The organism is Anabaena azotica SJ-1 (assembly GCF_047275885.1).
Classification (GTDB): Bacteria; Cyanobacteriota; Cyanobacteriia; order Cyanobacteriales; family Nostocaceae; genus Trichormus_B; species Trichormus_B azotica_A.
In genome coordinates, this window is sequence record NZ_CP178454.1 from 1,521,935 (window position 1) to 1,542,103 (window position 20,169).

At 38.7% G+C, this 20,169-nt stretch carries 22 protein-coding genes; 13 read left to right on the forward strand and 9 right to left on the reverse strand.

Translation table 11 applies throughout. From position 1 onward, the window contains the following. Nucleotides 1-111: 111 nt before the first annotated feature. Nucleotides 112-1,587, reverse strand: coding sequence for a phosphoglucosamine mutase (gene glmM / locus ACLLO5_RS06530; protein ID WP_413174667.1), 1,476 nt, complete (start codon nt 1,585-1,587; stop codon nt 112-114). Between the two features lie 381 nt (nt 1,588-1,968). Here glmM and ACLLO5_RS06535 point away from each other — a divergent pair, with 381 nt between their 5' ends. After that, nucleotides 1,969-2,685, forward strand: coding sequence for a heme oxygenase (biliverdin-producing) (locus ACLLO5_RS06535; RefSeq protein ID WP_413174668.1), 717 nt, complete (start codon nt 1,969-1,971; stop codon nt 2,683-2,685). Between the two features lie 150 nt (nt 2,686-2,835). Here ACLLO5_RS06535 and ACLLO5_RS06540 read toward each other — a convergent pair whose 3' ends face one another. The 3 genes from ACLLO5_RS06540 to ACLLO5_RS06550 all read right to left on the reverse strand — a co-directional run bounded on the left by ACLLO5_RS06540 (nt 2,836) and on the right by ACLLO5_RS06550 (nt 6,151). Beyond that, nucleotides 2,836-3,312, reverse strand: a complete 477-nt coding sequence (locus ACLLO5_RS06540) for a type II toxin-antitoxin system YhaV family toxin (protein WP_413174669.1) — start codon at nt 3,310-3,312, stop codon at nt 2,836-2,838. A gap of 3 nt (nt 3,313-3,315) precedes the next feature. Continuing rightward, nucleotides 3,316-3,636: a hypothetical protein gene (locus tag ACLLO5_RS06545; RefSeq protein ID WP_413174670.1), complete on the reverse strand. Its 321-nt coding sequence runs from the start codon at nt 3,634-3,636 to the stop codon at nt 3,316-3,318. 514 nt (nt 3,637-4,150) lie between these two features. After that, a complete protein-coding gene (locus ACLLO5_RS06550) occupies nt 4,151-6,151 on the reverse strand; it encodes a DICT sensory domain-containing protein (RefSeq protein ID WP_413174671.1) in 2,001 nt (666 codons plus the stop codon). Between the two features lie 490 nt (nt 6,152-6,641). On the opposite strand from ACLLO5_RS06550, the gene ACLLO5_RS06555 reads away from it, so the two are divergent. Next, nucleotides 6,642-8,915: a glycogen debranching N-terminal domain-containing protein gene (locus ACLLO5_RS06555; protein ID WP_413174672.1), complete on the forward strand. Its 2,274-nt coding sequence runs from the start codon at nt 6,642-6,644 to the stop codon at nt 8,913-8,915. Nucleotides 8,916-9,198: 283 nt separating this feature from the next. On the opposite strand, the gene ACLLO5_RS06560 is transcribed toward ACLLO5_RS06555, so the two are convergent. After that, nucleotides 9,199-9,561 carry a hypothetical protein gene (locus tag ACLLO5_RS06560; protein WP_413174673.1) on the reverse strand — a complete coding sequence of 121 codons (363 nt, stop codon included), beginning with the start codon at nt 9,559-9,561 and terminating at the stop codon, nt 9,199-9,201. 14 nt (nt 9,562-9,575) lie between these two features. Then, complete coding sequence (locus tag ACLLO5_RS06565) at nt 9,576-9,941, reverse strand: papain fold toxin domain-containing protein (RefSeq protein WP_413174674.1); 366 nt, start codon at nt 9,939-9,941, stop codon at nt 9,576-9,578. Nucleotides 9,942-10,208: 267 nt separating this feature from the next. Between ACLLO5_RS06565 and ACLLO5_RS06570 the strand changes: the two genes are divergently transcribed. The 6 genes from ACLLO5_RS06570 (at nt 10,209) to ACLLO5_RS06595 (ending at nt 12,489) form a co-directional block, all read left to right on the forward strand. Beyond that, nucleotides 10,209-10,493: a hypothetical protein gene (locus ACLLO5_RS06570; RefSeq protein ID WP_413174675.1), complete on the forward strand. Its 285-nt coding sequence runs from the start codon at nt 10,209-10,211 to the stop codon at nt 10,491-10,493. A gap of 5 nt (nt 10,494-10,498) precedes the next feature. Next, the gene (locus ACLLO5_RS06575; RefSeq protein ID WP_413174676.1) at nt 10,499-10,654 is read left to right on the forward strand and encodes a type II toxin-antitoxin system RelE/ParE family toxin; all 156 of its coding nucleotides are present in this window, start codon (nt 10,499-10,501) and stop codon (nt 10,652-10,654) included. Between the two features lie 95 nt (nt 10,655-10,749). After that, nucleotides 10,750-11,025, forward strand: a complete 276-nt coding sequence (locus ACLLO5_RS06580; protein WP_413174677.1) for a BrnT family toxin — start codon at nt 10,750-10,752, stop codon at nt 11,023-11,025. Beyond that, a complete protein-coding gene (locus ACLLO5_RS06585; protein ID WP_190715717.1) occupies nt 11,009-11,275 on the forward strand; it encodes a BrnA antitoxin family protein in 267 nt (88 codons plus the stop codon). Before ACLLO5_RS06580 ends, ACLLO5_RS06585 begins: the two co-directional genes overlap by 17 nt. Nucleotides 11,276-11,567: 292 nt before the next feature. Beyond that, the gene (locus ACLLO5_RS06590; RefSeq protein WP_413174678.1) at nt 11,568-11,798 is read left to right on the forward strand and encodes a hypothetical protein; all 231 of its coding nucleotides are present in this window, start codon (nt 11,568-11,570) and stop codon (nt 11,796-11,798) included. 178 nt (nt 11,799-11,976) lie between these two features. Then, a complete protein-coding gene (locus ACLLO5_RS06595) occupies nt 11,977-12,489 on the forward strand; it encodes a hypothetical protein (RefSeq protein WP_413174679.1) in 513 nt (170 codons plus the stop codon). Nucleotides 12,490-12,530: 41 nt separating this feature from the next. Here ACLLO5_RS06595 and ACLLO5_RS06600 read toward each other — a convergent pair whose 3' ends face one another. The 3 genes from ACLLO5_RS06600 to ACLLO5_RS06610 form a co-directional block, all read right to left on the reverse strand. Then, the gene (locus ACLLO5_RS06600; RefSeq protein ID WP_413174680.1) at nt 12,531-12,758 is read right to left on the reverse strand and encodes a hypothetical protein; all 228 of its coding nucleotides are present in this window, start codon (nt 12,756-12,758) and stop codon (nt 12,531-12,533) included. 119 nt (nt 12,759-12,877) lie between these two features. Continuing rightward, nucleotides 12,878-13,207: a DUF2973 domain-containing protein gene (locus tag ACLLO5_RS06605; protein WP_413174681.1), complete on the reverse strand. Its 330-nt coding sequence runs from the start codon at nt 13,205-13,207 to the stop codon at nt 12,878-12,880. A 320-nt stretch (nt 13,208-13,527) separates the two neighbouring features. Further along, nucleotides 13,528-13,845 (reverse strand): DUF2605 domain-containing protein, encoded by a 318-nt coding sequence (locus ACLLO5_RS06610; protein ID WP_413174682.1) that lies wholly within the window; start codon nt 13,843-13,845, stop codon nt 13,528-13,530. Nucleotides 13,846-14,251: 406 nt separating this feature from the next. Between ACLLO5_RS06610 and thrS the strand changes: the two genes are divergently transcribed. The 5 genes from thrS (at nt 14,252) to ACLLO5_RS06635 (ending at nt 19,997) form a co-directional block, all read left to right on the forward strand. Continuing rightward, a complete protein-coding gene (thrS, locus tag ACLLO5_RS06615) occupies nt 14,252-16,072 on the forward strand; it encodes a threonine--tRNA ligase (RefSeq protein WP_413174683.1) in 1,821 nt (606 codons plus the stop codon). A gap of 422 nt (nt 16,073-16,494) precedes the next feature. Further along, nucleotides 16,495-17,211, forward strand: a complete 717-nt coding sequence (locus ACLLO5_RS06620; RefSeq protein WP_413174684.1) for a response regulator — start codon at nt 16,495-16,497, stop codon at nt 17,209-17,211. A gap of 42 nt (nt 17,212-17,253) precedes the next feature. After that, nucleotides 17,254-18,927, forward strand: coding sequence for a SpoIIE family protein phosphatase (locus ACLLO5_RS06625; protein WP_413174685.1), 1,674 nt, complete (start codon nt 17,254-17,256; stop codon nt 18,925-18,927). 3 nt (nt 18,928-18,930) lie between these two features. Beyond that, entirely contained in the window at nt 18,931-19,374 is a 444-nt protein-coding gene (locus ACLLO5_RS06630) for an ATP-binding protein (RefSeq protein WP_413174686.1), read from the forward strand. A gap of 182 nt (nt 19,375-19,556) precedes the next feature. Beyond that, entirely contained in the window at nt 19,557-19,997 is a 441-nt protein-coding gene (locus ACLLO5_RS06635) for a hypothetical protein (protein ID WP_413174687.1), read from the forward strand. Nucleotides 19,998-20,169: the final 172 nt, after the last annotated feature.

The following is a 20,169-nucleotide window of genomic DNA, read 5'->3' on the forward strand; positions in this document are numbered from 1 at the left end:
TGTTTAGTTGACAGGTGACAGGTGACAGGTGACAGGTGACAGAAAAGAATAGGGTGTAAGGGTGTAGGTGAAGAATTTTCTCCCCCTGTCCCTACTGAACTCCTGTATTCTTCAAGCGATGTGTATTTGCACTTGCGCTACTAATTCATTGGTCCAATAGTTAGCCAATTCAGCATTAGCAGCTTCTACCATGACTCGGATCACTGGTTCTGTGCCAGAAGCGCGGACTAGGATTCTCCCACTATCTCCCATTGCTGCTTCAGCTTGGGCGATCGCATTCTGCATTGGTTGACAATCTTGCCATCCTAAACGCCGTTCTCTATCTGTTACTCGCACGTTCCGCAACAATTGGGGATAGGTTTGGAAACTTTGATCCACCATTTCTCCCAAGGAAACACCAGCTTCTTGGACTACGGTAGCTATGTGCAGAGCGGTTAATAAACCATCGCCAGTAATACCATAATGACGGCAAAGAATATGACCTGATTGTTCACCGCCTAGCATTCCCCCAGTTCGTAGCATTTCTGCTTGTACATACTGATCACCTACGGCAGTACGCACCAATTTACCATCCAATTGCTGCCAAGCTTTTTCAAAACCTAAGTTAGCCATGACAGTAGAAATAATTAGATTGTCTGGCAGTTGTTGCTTTTGTTGGAGATGACGACCCCAGAGGTAAAGAATATAGTCGCCGTTAACTGGCCTACCAGTATTATCTACAGCTAAAACCCGGTCTGCATCACCATCAAAGGCAAAACCCATATCAGCATTATGTTCTTTAACTGCTGTTTGGAGAATATCCAGATGTGTAGAACCGCAGTTAACATTTATGCGATCGCCATCTGCTTCATTATGCAGACAGATTACCTCAGCCCCCATTTGGGTAAAGACCGCAGGTGCTAACCCCACCGCCGCACCCCAAGCTAAATCTAAAACAATCTTCATCCCCCGCAGATTGACCGCAGGTTGTAAAGGTTCTTGCAATGCTTGACTATAATGCCCTACTAACTCTGTCCGGGAGTAATGCCTACCGCAATTATTCGCACCAGAACTCGGTGAAATATTCCCCCGCAGTCCAGCTTCAATTTCTGCTTGTAATCCTGGTGATAGCTTCGTACCATTTGCACCAAAAAGTTTAATACCATTGTCTTCCGGTGGATTGTGACTAGCTGAAATCATGACTCCACCAATAGCATCAGTAATGCTGACAAGATAAGCCACACAGGGAGTTGGGCATAATCCTAAATACCAAACTTCCAACCCGGCTGCGGTTAACCCGGCACTCAAAGCCATTGCCAACATATCACTAGAGTTTCTGGAGTCTTGTCCCAAAATAATTGGACCCGATTGAGGTGCATGAGTACGCAAGACAATTCCTGCCCAAAAACCAATTTGCAAGGCTAAAGGCGCACTCAGTAATTCTCCCACTCTGCCGCGAATGCCATCTGTACCAAATAAAGAATTAGCTGGTAAGGGAATGAGATTAATCGCTGAACTGATGCCAATACCTTTTTTCATCCCTTCAGATTCTTCATTAATAGAACCATCCGAAATGCGGCCGTTAGTCCGAGCTATTGATGAAACCATATTTTTAAACACTCCACACAATCACACAGGAGAATAGCACTTTACTTTGTTTTCAACAATTCTGGGGAAATTCTTGTTCAACAATCAGTGCTTAATCATTTTTCTTAATGACTATTTATTTTAACAAATCTATTTTAAGTAAAAATACAGATGGTTAATCATTGTTAATTATGAATCTTTGATGTATATTTGCTTTCCTATGAAGATACCCTATTTTATCTCTTGTTTCACAAGTATAAAATTATACAAAATAGCTACAACTTAAAAAATATTAATATAAATTCTCATCAAATAGTTCTAATGTAACGTTTTAATGGCATTTTTTAGTCATTCGTAAAACAAAACTCCAGCAGTTAACTTTTTAAAGTTGAGAAATTTAACATGAGCAGCAATTTAGCCTCCAAATTACGAATAGGGACAAAAAAAGCACACACTATGGCAGAAAACGTAGGTTTTGTCAAGTGTTTCCTAAAAGGAGTCGTGGAAAAAAGCTCCTACCGGAAATTGGTTGCTAACTTTTACTTCATCTACTCGGCTATGGAAGAGGAGATGGAAAAACACAAGGATCACCCCGTTGTCGGCAAAATTTATTTTCCCCAACTCAACCGCAAGCATACCTTAGAACAAGATTTAACTTTCTACTACGGTTACAACTGGCGAGAGCAGATTAAATTATCCTCCGCAGGTGAAGCTTATGTACAGCGTATTCGGGAAATTTCAGCAACAGAACCAGAATTGTTAGTTGCTCATTCCTATACTCGTTATATGGGAGATTTATCTGGGGGACAAATTCTCAAAGGTATTGCCCAAACAGCAATGAACTTGGGTGAAGGTGAAGGTACTGCTTTTTATGAGTTCGCCGACATTACCGATGAGAAGGGATTTAAAGCTGAATATCGCCAAAATTTGGATGCTATGCCCATTGATGATACAACAGGCGATCGCATTGTGGAAGAAGCCAATGCTGCTTTTGGTGTGAACATGAAAATGTTCCAAGAATTAGAAGGTAACTTAATTAAAGCTATCGGTGTCATGCTATACAACACTTTGACACGGAAGCGAACAAGAGGCAGCACTGAATTGGCTACTGCTGAATAATCTTTGTTAAGTATTTTTAACTCAAAAAATCTAGGGGTAATTTCCCTGTGATTGTTTTCTGTTGATGAAAGCAACCGGAGGGAGATTACCCCTAAATGTTATCCGATTTTGGATTTTGGATTTTAGATGGGAAATTTTATTACCAAATCTCTATTCAGAATTATCTAAATTATCTTCACTCATACATTCAATCATAAATTGTTCTATGCTTTCAGGAAAATCACCATTTTCAACTTTTTTAGTAAACACTTGGTAACAATCTTTTTTATCTCCCTCCTTGCGCGGAAAACCTAACCACAGAATAATAATTATCTTTTGTTCTTTAAAAACTCTAAAAAACAATCTATATCTTTCTGGTAGTCCCATTTTTTTCAGACGACCATATTTTTGTAAAGGTTTCTGTAAAACGAAATATGATGCAAAAGGGTCTTGGGAAATTTTTTCTTTAATCCCAATATTTAAGGCTTTTAATAATTTCGCGTCTAGATGTTTGATAAATTCTTCTTTGGGTAATTCATCTTTTAATTTTTTAACCTTTTCACGCAATTCTATCCATTGAGTGTTAAATAGTGGGTAGAAAAATATTTGCCAACCATTACAAGTAAATGCAGATGTGTTATTTCCCATTGTCTATTCCTCAATTTCTACATCTGCTACTAAATCATCTATTTCTTCGCTCATTTCCTGGGTGTACATCACCAATTTATCAGGATTTTTAATAGCATCTTGCATAAGAAAATCTAAAAATAAACTTAATATCACACTTTCATCTTCATCATTATTAATATCATCCGTATCTAATTTTACTAACAATGTGTTATCAGATAATACCTGTAAATAACCTGAAGCATTGGCTAAATGGGGATAATCTTTAAAAAAAGATTGCGGGAGACGAAATCCTTTTTGATTACCAATCTTTGCAGGATTAATAGGATAAATTTTATCAGCCATAATGTTTTTATGTTACTGGTTTTGACTAAGTTTTTCCAAAATACATATTTTTATTATAACATAAGTTATAACTTATGCCAATTCCAATTACCATCATTTGACTGTAAGGTTTATTATCAAGATTATCTTCCATAGCTTTATCCTGCCACCATTTGCTGCATTTCTATGAACATGGAACTTCGCCCCTACGAAGTTTTTGATTTAACGACGAAAGGTTTTTCCACCTAAAGATGTGCGAGTCAAGATTTAAATATAGCCGGAGATGGCGATCGCTCACAATGTCAGGATAGGGTTAAGTTTTTAAGGATGATGTTGACAATATTTACAATAGACATCTGCTAAACAAAGATGTAGAGAAGTTGCATGGAAAGTCTCTACAAGTGTTCTGAAGAACGGATATTTCTATCTGGTCAATATCTAAGTATCTACAACAAAGCCGCATCAAAAATTACAGGTGAGAGAAGTTACGAAAATTACCAACATTTTCTGCATCTTCCCTGTTTCCCCTGTATTGTTATCTTCCTATCTTCTCTGCTTCCTGACTACTTACAACAATAGGAATTGTAAAGTGGAACTTACTACCTTGGTCTTTACCATTAGACTCTGCCCAAATTTTTCCGTTCCAGCCGGTGACTATTTGCCGACAAATGGCCAAACCTAAACCTGTACCACCAGCAGTTCTTCGTAACGCTCCTTCTTCTTGATAAAAGCGGTCAAATACTATTTCTAACCGATTGGGTTCGATGCCACGTCCAGTATCGGCTACTGTGACTTCCACCATTTGATTGCGGCTGCGAGTAGCTTTAATGGAAATTTCTCCTTCGGCTGGTGTAAATTTACAAGCATTATCTATGAGTTTTGCTAGTACCTCTACTAACCAATCACCATCAGCCCTAATCAGAGGCAGATTTTTACCAATTTGCGTTTTAATTTGCGGGATTTTTTCTGTTGACGAGCGTGTACGTAGACGGCTGAGGGCTAAATCTACACATTCTTGTAAAGTTAAAGATTCTGGATGCCATTCCACACGACCGCTTTCTAAATTGGAAAGGGTGAGGAAATCTTGCACTAGTTTTCGCATCCGTTCTGAGTCAGAGAGGGCTGTACTGAGCATTACTTGTTGTAATTCCCAGGGCATATCTGGTTCAGTAGCGAGGCTTTCTAGACAAACTTGAATAGTAGATAGGGGGGTACGTAGTTCATGACCGGTAATGGCTATCAGGTTGCTGCGGGTGCGGTCTAGGGCTTCTAGTTGCTGATTGAGTTTTTCTAAATTGGCAAAGGCTTCTGCTTGAATGAGGGCTGCTCCGATTTGGGTGGCGATCGCTTTGACTAAATCTAACTCTCCGGGTTGCCACTCATGGCTGGGAAAATAACAGTAATGCAACTCAACAATTCCTAGCAGTCGTCCCTGGAATAATACTGGTTCCATCAACCAAGAGCGCACGCCAAATTGCTTGACTATTAACGATAAAGCTGGCGAATTTTTAACGCGATGGTCAGCGACAGTATCTGCAACACAGACTCCCTCAAGTTTTTGCAGTATTTCTTGAAATAGAGGATTGAGTTGTAAATCCCAGGTTTGACCGAGGACAGATGGTAAACCCTTATTTAAGAACTCATGTTCAATTGTGGCTGTGGCATCGGTAGCTTGAGCGCGATAAATTAGACAACGACCAGCTTCTAAATGTTGACCTAATTCTTGAGCCGCTACCTGTAAAATTTCCTGGGGGTCAAGCGATCGCCTAATTGCCGTACTGATTGAATTTACTAGCCTTTCTTTTCTGGCTTGGGCTGTAATCGAACGGTAGGCTTTATGTAATTTATATTGACTAGCTTGTAAATAAGTTACTAATCGCTGTACAAAAGGGTCAGTATCAATATCACAAGCATATTCATTTTGAATTGCTGCTCCCAATCCTCTTTTTGATTCCCCGATGCCAAATCTCTGGCATACCTGAGCAACTTTATCCGCCAATTCTGGTCTGTAAACTAGGATCCTGCTTAATATCAACTCTGCGGCTTTGAGACTGACTCCTCTTTCGGAAGTCCAAATCCCCTCGAATCTTCGCGCCGTGTCCATATCTAAACTGGGGATCATATTTCGTAACTCCTGATTTTTGGCGATCGAACCGAGGTTTTCTCGACACACCAAACAGGTAGCATAATTATTAGCTACTACCACTAAATGCCACTCTTGACTTAAAGCATCATCCGGTTCAAAAGCTACCTTTTCATAGTATTCCGAGCTATTAACGAACTCTGTTTCCGGCGCGGATAATACGTATATTTGATTACTACGCTGGGAAAGTCGTTGATAGCGATGCGCTTCTTGGCGGTAGAATCGCTCTCGTTGGAAACTAGCAATAATCAGGGGCTGATCCAAGGTGGCTGCTAAAACCTGATCTTCCATTGCATGGGAGAGCGCCGTTAGTGAAGCCTTGAAATATAACTGAGGACGCAGGTAGGGTAGTGACTGTAGCAAATCACTCAATACAGAAGTCGAAATGCTCATGAATATCGTTAAACGCCCAATCTAGACAAGATCCACTTCACAGAAGGATTGTACAAATTCAAACTGGTCATTGGTCATTGGTCATTGGTCATTGGTGAAGAGAAAAAATTTTTACCTATCACCCATTACCTATTACCATTTCCCAATTGGTAGGCGTTAGAAAGCACCTGTCCAGATATTAACCCAAAACACACCCCGGTAAGTTTGGGTACTGCTGATGCTTGACAAAACTCAAAAAATTTTGAACTAAACATATTCTTGAGTATTTTCCAGGTCTAGTATCTCTCAATGCTGATGAAAGAATAAAACCCTTGAAAATTCCCAGTTTCCAGCCTTGACTTCAAATTCAGAACGTATAGATTTATAGGGATCTTGGTGATTGGGAATTGGTGATTGGTGATTGGGAAAATTACTTCCCTATCCTCCTCATCTCCCTCATCCTCCTCATCTCCCCACTCCATACCCAGTCCTGTATAGGAAAATTTGGCTCATGACACCAGATACGTTGATAACCCCAGAGAAAATTGTCCTCGATGGAAAAACTTTTATTCCTGCTGAACAAGCGCCTATCCCAGAATGGCCTTGTGTTATCAGTGAAAGACCACAGCCAACTTTAACGGTTAAAGATGATGATTTGTTCTTGGTGACAGATACGATAGGGAACATTTCCGGTTGTTCCCTTCAGGATGGGAATCCCAGTATGGGGCTATTTTGTGCTGATACCCGGTTTTTGAGTCGTTTGGAGTTGCAGATTAATGGGCGATCGCCTGTTTTACTGAGTAGCACTGCTGACAAAGGCTTTGCACTTTCAGTTTTGTGTACTAATCCCAAAATTGATGATCACCTGAAGGCTGATACTATTGGTATTCGTCGGGAATTGGTACTCAACGGTGCATTATTTGAAGAAATAGAAGTTGCTAACTACAGCACCACCAGCATCACTTGTGAAATTAGTCTCAGCTTTGATGCGGATTTTGTGGATTTATTTGAAGTCCGGGGTCATAGCCGCAAACAACGGGGTAGATTATTACGGTTAGCAGAGCCAACAAACTTAGACGAAACAGGTGATGGTCTCGTACCTCCAACTCAACCAAATCGGGAAGAGTCTTTGACATTGGCTTATCAAGGTTTAGATGGTGCGGTGATGGAATCCCGGATACAATTTCACCATCAACAACCAGATTATTTTCAAGGTTACACTGCGATTTGGCAGTTAGAATTAGCTTCTCACGAAACTAAAAAGCTGGGTTATCGGTTGCAGAAGTTAACCAATAATCAACCCAGTTCTGGTGTGAATGCTGCTACCACTTTGGCACAAGCTAAAGCTTCTGAGTTGATGGAGGAGCAAAATTGGGTACAACAGATTACCCGTATTAGCTCGGATAAAAGCCTTTTCAATCGTGTCCTTGAAAGGGCTGAAGAAGATCTGTATTTGTTACGCCAATCTTTTGGGAAGTATAAAACTGTTTCGGCTGGTGTACCTTGGTTTTCAACGTTATTTGGACGGGATTCTATTATTACTGCTTCCCAAACTTTGATGTTAAATTCCCAAATTGCTAAAGAAACTTTGATGTTATTAGCAGCATATCAGGGTAAAAAAGAAGACGAGTGGCGGGAAGAGGAACCAGGCAAAATTTTACATGAGTTACGAATGGGAGAGTTAGCACGTTGTCAGGAAATTCCCCATACACCTTATTACGGAACAGTTGATGCAACTCCGTTATGGTTGATGTTGTATGCTGATTACTATGCTTGGACTCATGATCAAGAAACTTTAGAGCAACTTTGGCGAAATGCGATCGCAGCAATGGATTGGATTGATAGAAATCTCCAAGAAACGGGCTATCTCAGCTATAATCGTAAATCAAAAGGTGGTTTGGTTAACCAAGGCTGGAAAGACTCTGGTGATTGTATTGTGAACCGCAAAGGGGAATTAGCTAAAGGTTCAATTTCTCTTTGTGAAGTACAAGCTTATGTCTATGCTGCCAAAATTAAATTAGCAGAAATTGCTAAGATGAAAAAGCGCCTAGATTTGGCAGAACGTTGGCAAGACGAAGCTAGAAATCTGCGAATTAGATTTAACAAAGATTTTTGGATAGAAGATCAGGATTTCTGCGCTTTGGCTTTAGATGGAGAAGGAAATCAAGTAGATAGTATTACTTCTAATCCTGGTCATTGTTTATCTTTGGGAATTTTTACACCAGAAAAAGCCTATAGTGTGGCGGAAAGGTTGCGAGCGCCTGATATGTTTAATGGTTGGGGGATTAGAACTTTGAGCAGTTTGTCACCAGCTTATAACCCAATGGGTTATCACATTGGTTCTGTGTGGCCACATGATAATTCTCTCATTGCTATGGGATTGCGATCGCTCGGATTAATAGATCAAGCTTTGGAATTATTTCAAGGTTTGTTTAACATGACTTCCCAGCAATCTTATCAACGACCACCAGAACTGTTTTGTGGTTATGAACTTAACGGGGATAATTCACCTGTACAGTATCCCGTCGCTTGTACACCCCAAGCTTGGGCTACAGGTAGTATTTTTCAATTATTGCAAATGATGGTGAATTTAGTTCCAGACGCACAAAATAATTGTTTGCGAATTATTGACCCTGCTTTGCCACAATCAATCAATCGTTTATCGTTACATAATTTGCGTGTTGGTGGGACTGTTCTCGATTTGGAATTTGAGCGAGTTGGTAGCACTACTTCCTGTCGGGTTGCTAATAAGCGCGGTAATTTGCGCGTGGTGATTGAAGCGTAATTTGTCAGAATCAGGATTTTCAGGATTTTAGGATTTTCAGGATGATGATTTTGTCTGATAGCGGAGCGTGGCGCAAGCCATATCAGGATGTCCAGGATTTGAGAATTTACAGGATGGTTAGAAAATACATAATCAATAATTATGTTAATTTTTCATCCTCTTAATCCTTTAATCTTATTAATCCTGTTTCTCACATTTAATGATTTACTTACAGGATGAGTAAAAAATATTGTCAATCTTAATCCTGTTCATCCTTTAATCCTGGATATCCTGATTCTGACAGTTACTTGCAAAGTGATGTATTGACTGAGCTTTCCTGTAGACGAGCTTGCTGTTCAAAAACAACCTCAGATTGAGTAAATTCTTCAAATAGTTGAAAAAATCTCTCTAAAGCACTGTGTTCATCTTTGGAAAAAAACAGAATAATTTGATCCCACGTTTGATGAGAAACAATACTAAATTTCTGTTCAATCCAACTTTGGAATTCTGAAAATTTTTGTTCTTGTGCTGTTTGATGTATTCCCATTTGGCGACGTGCAAAACAGTAACCAGCTATAAAAGTACGGAGATTAGTTATATTTGCTCGTCCTAAATACATAGCTGGACGTTTCTGAATATTACGAATTAAATCATACAAATCAACCATGATATTCCTCCAGCTTAAAATTCTGTTTCAGTAATTTGAAATTCTCCACCTAAGTCTTGTGCAGCACAATAGAGGTTATTTATCCAGTTTACCCTGGAAATTCCTTCGGGGTGAATGTTGTCAAATATGAGTTCTTGTCCATTAATTTCTACTGCGATCGCAAAATGTCTACCGTTAATTGAGATGTTTTGTTGTAGAACTTCATGGTAAATATTACAGAAGGGATATTCTGTACTCCCTGTAAACAAACAAATCTCTCTGCCAGGAATTTTCAGATTAATTAGAAATTGGCGCAACGCAATAGCGCAGGAAACACATTCAAAAATTTGGAATTGCTGGGCTATATTACTAAGTTGACAGTGAATGTCAGTGTTGGTCATGAGGTAGGATATTTTTCACCAGATCAGAAAAAAGGTGTAAGGTTCTAATCAGGATAAAAATATTATGAAATTAGCGGTTAAAAGAATCCTGTTCATCCTTTAATCGTAGACATCCTAATTCTGACAAAAAGATAAAAAATATAACTTTATCAATAATTCATATAAATTCCGGCAAATTACTGAGAAGTTATGGAGAATGGAGAGCGTTAGCGGTAGCTTACCAAGGGTATCACAGTATAATGTAAGTAGCTTTTACCCCATATTTTTATGACATTAACAGAAATTTTACCATCACTGCAAAAATTATCTCATCAAGAAAAAATTAAAGCCATTCAATTTCTAGCCACAGAATTAGCTAAAGAAGAAGAAAATTTAACAACAGAATCACTTGAATATGGAGAAATAAATACAGAATTAAATTTTCAACCTCTCACTGAAACAGAAATGATTGAACAAAGTAAATCTGCTTTAGAAACCTACCTGCGTACAGGTTCAGGAGTCAAACATGAAAAAGTTAAAAAATGGGCAAATAATTTAGGAAATCAACAATAACACTAATGTCTGAGATAGTTTGGACAGAAACAGCAACTAATGACTTAAATCGTCATTACGATTTTCTATCAACCAATAATCCTGATGCAGCAGTACGCGCAGTACAAACAATTGTTTCTTCTTGTGAAATCACCAAAGGTATCGCTTTTCTGGAGTTATAGAGAATAGAGAGCGATCGCGGTAGCTTACCGTAGGTATCGCCTTTTGTATAAAAAACTTAATTTTTAACTTTATATTTTTAGTATATACTGAAAATATGAAATTTGAATGGGATGCAAACAAACAACATCGGAATCAGCAAAAACACAAAGTTTCTTTTGAAGAAGCTGCAACAGTTTGGACTGATCCATTAGCCTTAATTGCACCAGATCCAGAACATTCCATAGAAGAAGAAAGAGAATGGATTATTGGAGAATCTTATAACAATCGGTTATTAGTTGTTGTTTATACAATGAGAAACGAGACAATTAGAATTATCAGTGCTAGACCTGCAACAAAATGGGAGCGTCAACAATATGAAGAAGAAGGCTGAATTTCCTTTTAATCATGCCAGAAGAATTACTCCATCAGAAGTAATAGCTGCTGAACAAGCTATTCAAGAACAATTTGGGATTAATTATACTCGACGTGGAAGACCTGCAAAAAGTGAAACAGAAAAATATCAATCTGTTTCTATTAGATTACATCCTCAAGTGATTGCTTGGGCAAAATCTGAAGCCGAAAAACAAGGAGTTGGATATCAAACAATTATTAATGAAGCATTACTAAAACTTGTGTCATAACTTTTTTCCTGGAAACAAAAGCGATAGTAAATTTCTGCGTAGGAATCGCTTTTCTTTCTTTATAGAAAATAAATAGAGTTAGTGTAGCTTACGGAAGGTATCGCTGTTCTCTAGTTATGGAGAATGAAGTGCGATTGCTTTTCTAGAATTATAGAGAATGGAGAGTGATCGCTTTAGTATCTCTTTTGGTGCGGTTTTATCACTTGTGATAAAAGATTAATTAATCGTTGTCAAGATTTATCATTGCAAGTAATTAACCCAACAGATTTAATTTTGGAAAGAGAAGATGAAGATGAAAATTAAAGTTATTAACGACCAGCAAAATTTACAAGAAGTGATGCAGATTTTACTCACTCACTTAGAACCCGCAAAAGTAATGAAATTTTGGGCTGCTTGTAAACTAGGTGAAGGTGATTATTTACAATTGAAAGATAGCCTATTTTCTCAAGAAACCGTTGATAGTTTATATGAGAAAATCAAAAAATATCAAGAATCTGCTGATAAAACATCTGATCTTATTTGAGGAGGTTTAATATTATGAATTTGAAACCTATTCAAACTCAAACAGATTATCAACAAGCATTAAAAGAAATTGAATGGATTTTTTATATAGCTAAAGAAGAAAAAAAATTAGCAGCAGAATCACTTTAAAACGATGTAATAGATACACAATTAAAATTTCAAATTGTAATTAATTTTCTATGTTAAACATCTCTAAAATTCAAACCCTAGCTCAAGAATATAGTCCTCAGGAACTTTTTGCAGCATTAGTATGGCAACGTCGCTTTAATGAGTTTAACGGGGAAGAAGTTATTCAGGATCTTAGTCAAAATGCCCATCTATGGGCGAGTTTTCTGTTTACCAAACCGATTTTTGCACCAGATGAACATGGTTTAAGTTTTGGTGGTTTGGTGGATACTTTATTAGCAATGGCAAATTATCGCCCCATGCCAGAATCAAGTATAATTCACTTTGTCGCTTATCCTGGGGATACTCTGTACATTTTGACAGAAAACCAAGATACTATAGTTTCTCAGCTTTTAGATTTCGGTAAAAAGTGGCGTGCAGACTCAGTGGATATTACTGATGGTAATAATGAAGAGTATGGTTTGCGACTTCAGCGCCATTTGCGAATGAGGTTGGAAGATTGTTTAGAAGGTGAGTCGCTTTGGCAACAGCGAGATGGTGTAGTTATTGCTTATTGGTGGGATTGAAGATGTTAAATTTAGTATCAATAAATTGCTGCATAGGATGATTAAATACCATAAATACTACTTCGATTTATCGGTTCTTTAACACCTATATCAGCAACTAACCACTTAAAATCACCTGATATTTTTTCCTTTTCCTCTTCTGAACTAGAAACCATAACTTGAGAATCTCGTCCTGATTCACTCATTTTTTTGAGTGCATTAACAATGTCTTCAATCATGGCAATTTGATCGTTACTTAATCCGGTTACATCTATTACCTTACCTGCCATATCTTAACCTTTTCTTAGCTGTAAACTTTAGTAAATAACTAATATCACTATTATACCAAAATTAGGGGTCAAGCACATTGCTAAACCCCTACAGATTCCCAAATTATAAAAATAATAAATTAAGCTTCTTCTGAACGCTCCATTTTTTGTCCAGGAGAAGATTCATAAAGAGCATCCAACTGTTGACGTGCATCTTCGACATTAATTGAACGCATTACCAACAGAGGTTCTTTAATTAAATTACCTGCACTATCTAATAATTCTGGATGGGGTATGGATTGTCTTTTAGCTGCATAATAGCCAAAACCACCTTGATTACCCATTGCAGAGGAATTCGCTGGATAAGGACGCTCCCTATCAAAACTAAACATGACCAGGTTGCGAATTAAATTACCCACAGCGATGAATGCAAGAACAGTGAAAGCTAATATGTAAAGTAGGTGTAGCATATAATTATCCTCCAAGGGTAACAAGTTTTAAAACTTTATATCGTAGTGCTTAACTTTCGCTAAACCGTTATTTACGGTGGTGGCGAATGCTAAATTAGCTATTTGTGATGTGATATTTTGTAATCCTATTAAGACTACGGTAACATGGGATACATTATTTTTTTATGAAAATAATGTTAAGGTTTTTTTCCTATCGTTGCGACTTATATACTGTTGTGTTGAACAGTTACAGCCGACTTCAAGTAAATGAGGTACAAATTTTAGGAACAAAGCCATATATTAAGAGGCTTTCACCCCTGTTTCCTGTTCCCTGCTGTAAGTTAGTCTTGCTTGGATTGACGGTAGCGGATACTTACTTTCCAACATTCGCCTAATAATTGATGCCAAGGCATTAATGTTGCCATATCAATCCCAATTTGTTTACCAGTTGCAGCAAACAGCATCTTAGATGTACTTAGTTCTGCTTGTGCTTGGTTGACTCGGTTGAGTAAATCAGATTGCTCATGGTCACTCATAAATGAGATTTTCTCATTTTGTAATAATTCGTGCGATCGCGCAAACCAATAATCAAAATCCTCTAACAATGGCTCTAGGATGGATTGGAGCAATTCAGGAGTTGGTGAACTGGGGTCTCCCATATATGAGAAGCATATTTCTAAATCTCTCTTTAATATTAACGCTATTTACGATTCTTAACAATACTCTAATTTTTTCATTTATCTTATTTTTAAAATAAAATCAGTAAAATGAGATACAAAACTCTGTTCATCATATAGCTTGGAACTAGGATTTGTCTTGATCCCTGTGGTGTATAGGAGGATCTGTCTCAGGGAAGAGGTGACAGGTGACAGGTGACAGGTGACAGGTGACAAGGAATAGGAATAGATAATGATTGTTTATCTCCACCCCCGAAGCTCTATTTAGTTTTGCCAGAAGTCTGTGGTTGGGCTAAATTAGGAGAATCTATAGTCTGTGACTTATTATCTGTAAAGATATTTTTTGTCAACTTTATTTTTAAACACTTCGCCAAAAGTTTAACAGCCGATGTCGCCAAATCAAGAAATCCAACCAGTAGAGAAAATTTATTTACCGCGTACCAGCGAATCAGAAACGCTGAAAAAGATTCGTCATACGGCTTCCCACGTCATGGCCATGGCTGTACAAAAGCTGTTTCCCAAGGCGCAAGTTACCATCGGTCCTTGGATTGAGAACGGGTTTTATTATGACTTCGATAACCCAGAACCATTTAGTGATAAGGATTTAAAAGCCATCCAAAAAGAGATGGTGAAGATTATTAACCGCAAACTTTCAGTAGTGCGGGAAGAAGTCAGTCGTGAGGAAGCACAAAAACGGATTGAAGCAATTAAAGAACCGTATAAATTAGAAATTCTCGCAGATATCAAACAAGAGCCGATCACAATTTATCATTTAGGTGAAGAATGGTGGGATTTGTGCGCTGGTCCCCACGTTGAAAATACTAAAGATATTAATCCCAAAGCTATAGAATTAGAAAGCGTTGCTGGTGCATATTGGCGGGGAGATGAAACCAAAGCCCAGCTACAACGTATTTACGCGACTGCTTGGGAAACTCCCGAACAACTAGCTGAGTACAAACGCCGCAAAGCAGAAGCATTAAGGCGTGACCATCGTAAACTGGGTAAAGAACTAGGTTTGTTTATTTTCGCTGATCCTGTGGGACCTGGTTTACCGCTTTGGACTCCCAAGGGAACTTTACTGAGAACGATTTTAGAAGACTTCCTCAAAAAAGAACAGTTAAAACGGGGTTATCTACCTGTAGTTACTCCTCACATTGCCAGAGTAGATTTATTTAAAACATCTGGACACTGGCAAAAATACAAGGAAGATATGTTTCCTTTAATGGCTGAAGATGAGGAAGCAAAAGCTTTAGAACAGGGTTTTGTTCTCAAGCCGATGAACTGCCCATTTCACATCCAAATATACAAGAGTGAATTACGCTCTTATCGGGAATTACCGATGCGGTTGGCGGAATTTGGTACTGTTTACCGCTATGAACAATCGGGAGAATTAGGCGGTTTAACGAGAGTACGTGGTTTTACGGTTGATGATTCTCACCTGTTTGTCACTCCCGAACAGTTAGATAATGAATTCCTGAGTGTTGTAGATTTGATTTTGACAGTATTTAGAAGTCTGCAACTAAAGAATTTTAAAGCTAGATTGAGTTTCCGTGATCCAGCCAGTGATAAATATATTGGTGGGGATGAAGTTTGGGATAAAGCTGAAGGTGCGATTCGTCGTGCTGTGCAACAATTGGGAATGGATCATTTTGAAGGTGTTGGGGAAGCGGCTTTTTATGGTCCCAAACTTGATTTTATCTTCAGTGATGCGTTAGATAGGGAATGGCAATTAGGTACGGTGCAGGTAGATTATAATTTGCCTGAACGTTTTGATTTGGAATATGTTGCTGAAGATGGTGCGCGTAAGCGTCCGGTGATGATTCACCGCGCACCTTTTGGTTCTTTAGAAAGATTAATTGGGATTTTAATTGAAGAGTATGCGGGTGATTTTCCCCTGTGGTTAGCACCTGTGCAAATTAGATTGCTGCCTGTGGGAGAAGCACAAATTGATTTTACCAAAGAAGTAGTTGCCAAGATGGTAGCTTTGGGGATTCGCGCCGAAGTTGATTTAAGTGGCGATCGCTTGGGTAAATTGATTCGCAACGCCGAAAAAGATAAAATCCCAGTCATGGCCGTAGTAGGAGCCAAAGAAGTAGAAACCAATTCTTTAAGCATTCGTACCCGTGCATCTGGAGAGTTGGGAGTTATCACTGTAGATCAGGTTATGGATAAAATACAGGGAGCGATTAACAACTTTAGCAACTTCTAATACCATTTTTTTGTGAGGCTGCATCGAATTTTTAGAACTCTTGTTTTCAAACTCTAAAAACTTTTTGGGTTTTTAGGGTTTTATTACGGGGTTTTCAGCCTATTTTCTTTGACACTCACCGACCGAAAGGTACGGTGATTCTTGGTTCAGCGAGTCCACTTGGACTAGATCCCTTGCGGTGTCTTCATTTACCTGACAACCAAACAATCTACTTCAATGCGAAAATTACCGCTACACTACGGACAAAGGACTTGAGCAAAGTTATTATACCATTTCACAAAAAGCCCGATGCAAACCATTGGTTTTTAATTCTTTCCCCCGGCTACCTATTTGTATCAACATTAAAGTGAAACGGTATTAAACTTGTTTAAGCTCATGAAATGTAAAACTGAGTATCACTAGTATCACTGTGTAAGTTGACTATGAGCAAAATTCGCATCGCGCTAATTGAAGATCATGATCTCACTCGTGTGGGCATTCGTACAGCACTCTTACAAAAAAAAGATATTGAAGTTGTCGGGGAAGCCATCAATGCTGCTGAAGGCTTAAAAATGTTAAAAAAATTACAACCAGATATTGCAATTGTCGATATCGGTTTACCAGATAAGGACGGTATAGAACTAACCAGGGAGCTAAAAGCTACGGCTGAAGATGAAGACTTAGATACTAAAGTATTAATTTTGACACTGCGCGATAATAGAGAGGCAGTATTAGCAGCTTTTGCAGCTGGTGCAGACTCCTATTGTATGAAAGATATCAGATTTGATAATTTGCTGGACGCGGTGCGAGTCACTTACAATGGCAATGCGTGGATTGATCCAGCGATCGCACGCATCGTTTTGCAACAAGCCCAACAAAATCCCATCAACCCAAAACCCATATCCTTTAGGGAACACACAGATATTGATGCAGAATTAGGAGAAAATGAACAGCCTATAGAACCTTATTCCCTCACAGAAAGGGAGTTAGAAGTATTACAATTAATAGTCGAAGGTTGTAGCAATGCAGTCATCGCTCAAAGACTTTTTATCACAATTGGAACAGTAAAAACTCACGTTCGTAATATTCTGAATAAACTCTGTGCTGATGACCGTACCCAAGCAGCAGTCCGCGCTTTACGTTCTGGCATCGTAGGATAATCAGTTTGTAGAGTGTAGATCAGGTGAAAAATGTAGTCAAATATGACTGAAACAGAGGTAGAAAAGCTCAAACTCATGGTGGTAGATGACGAGCCAGATAACTTAGATTTACTCTACCGCACCTTTTGGCGCAGTTTTAAAGTATACAAAGCTAATGATGCCCATGAAGCTTTGGCTATTTTAGATCAAGTCGGAGAAATGGCTGTGATCATTTCTGACCAAAGAATGCCAGAGATGAACGGCACAGAATTGTTCAGTCGCACAGTAGAACGTTTTCCCGATACAATTCGGATTTTACTGACAGGTTTTACCGATGTCGAAGATTTGGTAGACGCAATCAACTCAGGTCAGGTATTCAAATACATCACCAAACCTTGGAAACCTGACCAACTCAAAGCACTAGTCGAGCAAGGCAAGGACACATATAAATTAGTAAAAAAACGGACAAAAGAACTACGTCATGCCCTGCGACGAGAATCTTTATTTAACGCCGTCACAACGACAATTCGGGAATCCTTGGACTATAACAGCATCTTGCAAAAGATAGTAGTTACCATTGGACAAACATTTACAGCTACAAGTTGTGTATTAAGATTGGTCGAAGGCGATCGCTTGACATCAAACCAGTTTTTCTATCATGATCCCAAATTCTCCGACATCACACTCCCCTTAGATTCCAACCCTTTACTTGAAGAAGTCCTCCACACCCAAAAATATCAATTAACCCAAGATACACATCATCACCATTCTTTCCACAGTCTAGTAGTACCATTTACCTACCAACAACACCTACTAGCTGTCATGACCCTCTATAAATGGGGAAGTGAAAATATTTGGCAAGATGAAGATATCCAACTGATTACAGGTGTAGCAGAACAAGCAGCCTTAGCACTCTCCCAAGCAAAACTCTACCAAAGCCTGCAAGAAAAACAACAGCAAATCCGCATAGAATTGCAAGTAGCCCGCCAAATTCAAAATAATCTACTCCGTCAAACCCTACCAGAAATTGATGGTGTAAAAATACAAGCCTGCTGTTACCCTGCACGAGAAGTAGGAGGAGACTTTTTTGAAGTCTTTGTTCATCCTAAAGGTGACTTATGGTTAGCAGTCGGTGATGTTTCTGGTAAAGGAGTACCAGCTGCTTTATTTATGGCCAGTGCTATTTCCCTATTGCGTCGGGAATTATCTCAAGAATCACCAGCAGAGCCGAATATTGTCATGCAGAATCTCAACTATGCTCTAGCTGATGACTTAATGAGTAACAATTACTTTATTACTCTTGTGATTGCATCTTACAACAAAGTCACCAAAGAACTTGTTTATGCTAATGCTGGACACATCTATCCCTTATTATGGTCACATCCAGCAACTTTAGTTACTCAACCTCATTACCTCAAAGAACGTAGCATCCCGCTAGGAATTTTACCAAAATGGTACGCCAACACTGGTCGATGTACTCTTGTATCCGGAGACACATTACTACTAGCTAGTGATGGAATTACGGAAGCTAATATATCAAAAAATATTGACTTGCATCAAAAAAACGATAATATCCCTCAGCGAACACACAGTTCCATGCTCAACCAAGAAGGACTTTGGCAACTTATACAAGAACAACCTCAACCATTATCTCTGGAAAATTTGCTAAATCGTATTCAAGCAGACAACCATGTCCAAGAAGATGACCAAACTATACTCTCCCTGGAGGTTCTGTAACTAATGAAAAGTGAGCTTCACGTACCAAGTGACTTAAGTTTTGTCAATATTGTGGAAACTTGGTTGTTGGGATGCTTGAAAATCCATCTGGGGGACTCTGTGGATTGGTCAGAACAATCTGGACGTTTGCGTCTGGCGTTGGTTGAAGCGTATTCCAACGCTGTACGTCATGCTCACAAAGATCAGCCCAGTTTGCCAATCCTACTGCGTTTAGAACTACAAGATCGCAATTTAGTGATCGAAATTTGGGACTACGGTAAAGGCTTTGATATGTCTACTTACTTTCCTCCTCATCCTACCCAAAAACAAGAAGGTGGTTATGGGTGGCTGATTATGAATCGTCTCATGGATAAAGTTGAATATCGGTTACAGGTGAATGGTGCCAATTGTCTCAAGCTGGAAACCACAATCCCAGAACTGATGGAAGAGACAGAAGGCAGACCATAACACAAAACGTGCTTCATTAAGAAATGTAACCAATTTAATAACTTTTACTAAATTTATTTGATTTATTAGCGATAGTTATCAAATACTTAATATATAAAGGCTACTTTCAGTGATATGAAAAGAGCCTGACTTTAAAATACCAAAAAATACCAATATTAAATACCAAATTTACACCTAAGCTTATGACACCTTTCTTCTGCCTATCCCCCCGCTATCGTCTTGATGATGAATCACCTTGGTTAGAAGGTATCGACCCCAGTCGTCATTACTGGATTGCGGTAAATGGAGAGAAAAAGGTGACATTTGCCCTTCCAGGCTTAATAGTGTCTTCTATTGAAGAGTTCAAACAGGTAATTCGCAAGTTTCGTTCCCTACAACCAGGCGAAATCTTGAATCTGGCTAGAATTTCCAGCCGTTGTATAATTCGCTGCGTTACCAATAACTGCTATGCAGTAGAAGCAGAAGTCAATAATGCCCCTGTATGTCACCTTTTTGATCAAGAAACTTTAGAAAGCTTGTTAATGACAGCACACCCTGATTGGCAATGTGCGCCATCAGATATTGAATTAGGTAGAAACCTATTACTGCGTTCTTTAGCTCAACCAACTGCGAGCAAGAGCTAAGTATTCAAAATTTCAAATTTTCGATATATTACATCAACAAAGACATATATCCCCAATCTCTCTAAGAAATTGGGGATTTTAAGCACTTGAGGTCAGATGATAGGACGGGTTTCCCGGCTTGTGGAGAATGGCGTTTGACGTTAGGAAACCCAACATTGACGGGTTTTTGTTG

Excerpts from the sequence above, each read along its gene's own strand:
- glmM (WP_413174667.1), bottom strand. The coding sequence starts at position 1,587 with ATGGTTTCATCAATAGCTCGGACTAACGGCCGCATTTCGGATGGTTCT.
- ACLLO5_RS06535 (WP_413174668.1), top strand. The coding sequence starts at position 1,969 with ATGAGCAGCAATTTAGCCTCCAAATTACGAATAGGGACAAAAAAAGCA.
- ACLLO5_RS06540 (WP_413174669.1), bottom strand. The coding sequence starts at position 3,312 with ATGGGAAATAACACATCTGCATTTACTTGTAATGGTTGGCAAATATTT.
- ACLLO5_RS06545 (WP_413174670.1), bottom strand. The coding sequence starts at position 3,636 with ATGGCTGATAAAATTTATCCTATTAATCCTGCAAAGATTGGTAATCAA.
- ACLLO5_RS06550 (WP_413174671.1), bottom strand. The coding sequence starts at position 6,151 with ATGAGCATTTCGACTTCTGTATTGAGTGATTTGCTACAGTCACTACCC.
- ACLLO5_RS06555 (WP_413174672.1), top strand. The coding sequence starts at position 6,642 with ATGACACCAGATACGTTGATAACCCCAGAGAAAATTGTCCTCGATGGA.
- ACLLO5_RS06560 (WP_413174673.1), bottom strand. The coding sequence starts at position 9,561 with ATGGTTGATTTGTATGATTTAATTCGTAATATTCAGAAACGTCCAGCT.
- ACLLO5_RS06565 (WP_413174674.1), bottom strand. The coding sequence starts at position 9,941 with ATGACCAACACTGACATTCACTGTCAACTTAGTAATATAGCCCAGCAA.
- ACLLO5_RS06570 (WP_413174675.1), top strand. The coding sequence starts at position 10,209 with ATGACATTAACAGAAATTTTACCATCACTGCAAAAATTATCTCATCAA.
- ACLLO5_RS06575 (WP_413174676.1), top strand. The coding sequence starts at position 10,499 with ATGTCTGAGATAGTTTGGACAGAAACAGCAACTAATGACTTAAATCGT.
- ACLLO5_RS06580 (WP_413174677.1), top strand. The coding sequence starts at position 10,750 with ATGAAATTTGAATGGGATGCAAACAAACAACATCGGAATCAGCAAAAA.
- ACLLO5_RS06585 (WP_190715717.1), top strand. The coding sequence starts at position 11,009 with ATGAAGAAGAAGGCTGAATTTCCTTTTAATCATGCCAGAAGAATTACT.
- ACLLO5_RS06590 (WP_413174678.1), top strand. The coding sequence starts at position 11,568 with ATGAAAATTAAAGTTATTAACGACCAGCAAAATTTACAAGAAGTGATG.
- ACLLO5_RS06595 (WP_413174679.1), top strand. The coding sequence starts at position 11,977 with ATGTTAAACATCTCTAAAATTCAAACCCTAGCTCAAGAATATAGTCCT.
- ACLLO5_RS06600 (WP_413174680.1), bottom strand. The coding sequence starts at position 12,758 with ATGGCAGGTAAGGTAATAGATGTAACCGGATTAAGTAACGATCAAATT.
- ACLLO5_RS06605 (WP_413174681.1), bottom strand. The coding sequence starts at position 13,207 with ATGCTACACCTACTTTACATATTAGCTTTCACTGTTCTTGCATTCATC.
- ACLLO5_RS06610 (WP_413174682.1), bottom strand. The coding sequence starts at position 13,845 with ATGGGAGACCCCAGTTCACCAACTCCTGAATTGCTCCAATCCATCCTA.
- thrS (WP_413174683.1), top strand. The coding sequence starts at position 14,252 with ATGTCGCCAAATCAAGAAATCCAACCAGTAGAGAAAATTTATTTACCG.
- ACLLO5_RS06620 (WP_413174684.1), top strand. The coding sequence starts at position 16,495 with ATGAGCAAAATTCGCATCGCGCTAATTGAAGATCATGATCTCACTCGT.
- ACLLO5_RS06625 (WP_413174685.1), top strand. The coding sequence starts at position 17,254 with ATGACTGAAACAGAGGTAGAAAAGCTCAAACTCATGGTGGTAGATGAC.
- ACLLO5_RS06630 (WP_413174686.1), top strand. The coding sequence starts at position 18,931 with ATGAAAAGTGAGCTTCACGTACCAAGTGACTTAAGTTTTGTCAATATT.
- ACLLO5_RS06635 (WP_413174687.1), top strand. The coding sequence starts at position 19,557 with ATGACACCTTTCTTCTGCCTATCCCCCCGCTATCGTCTTGATGATGAA.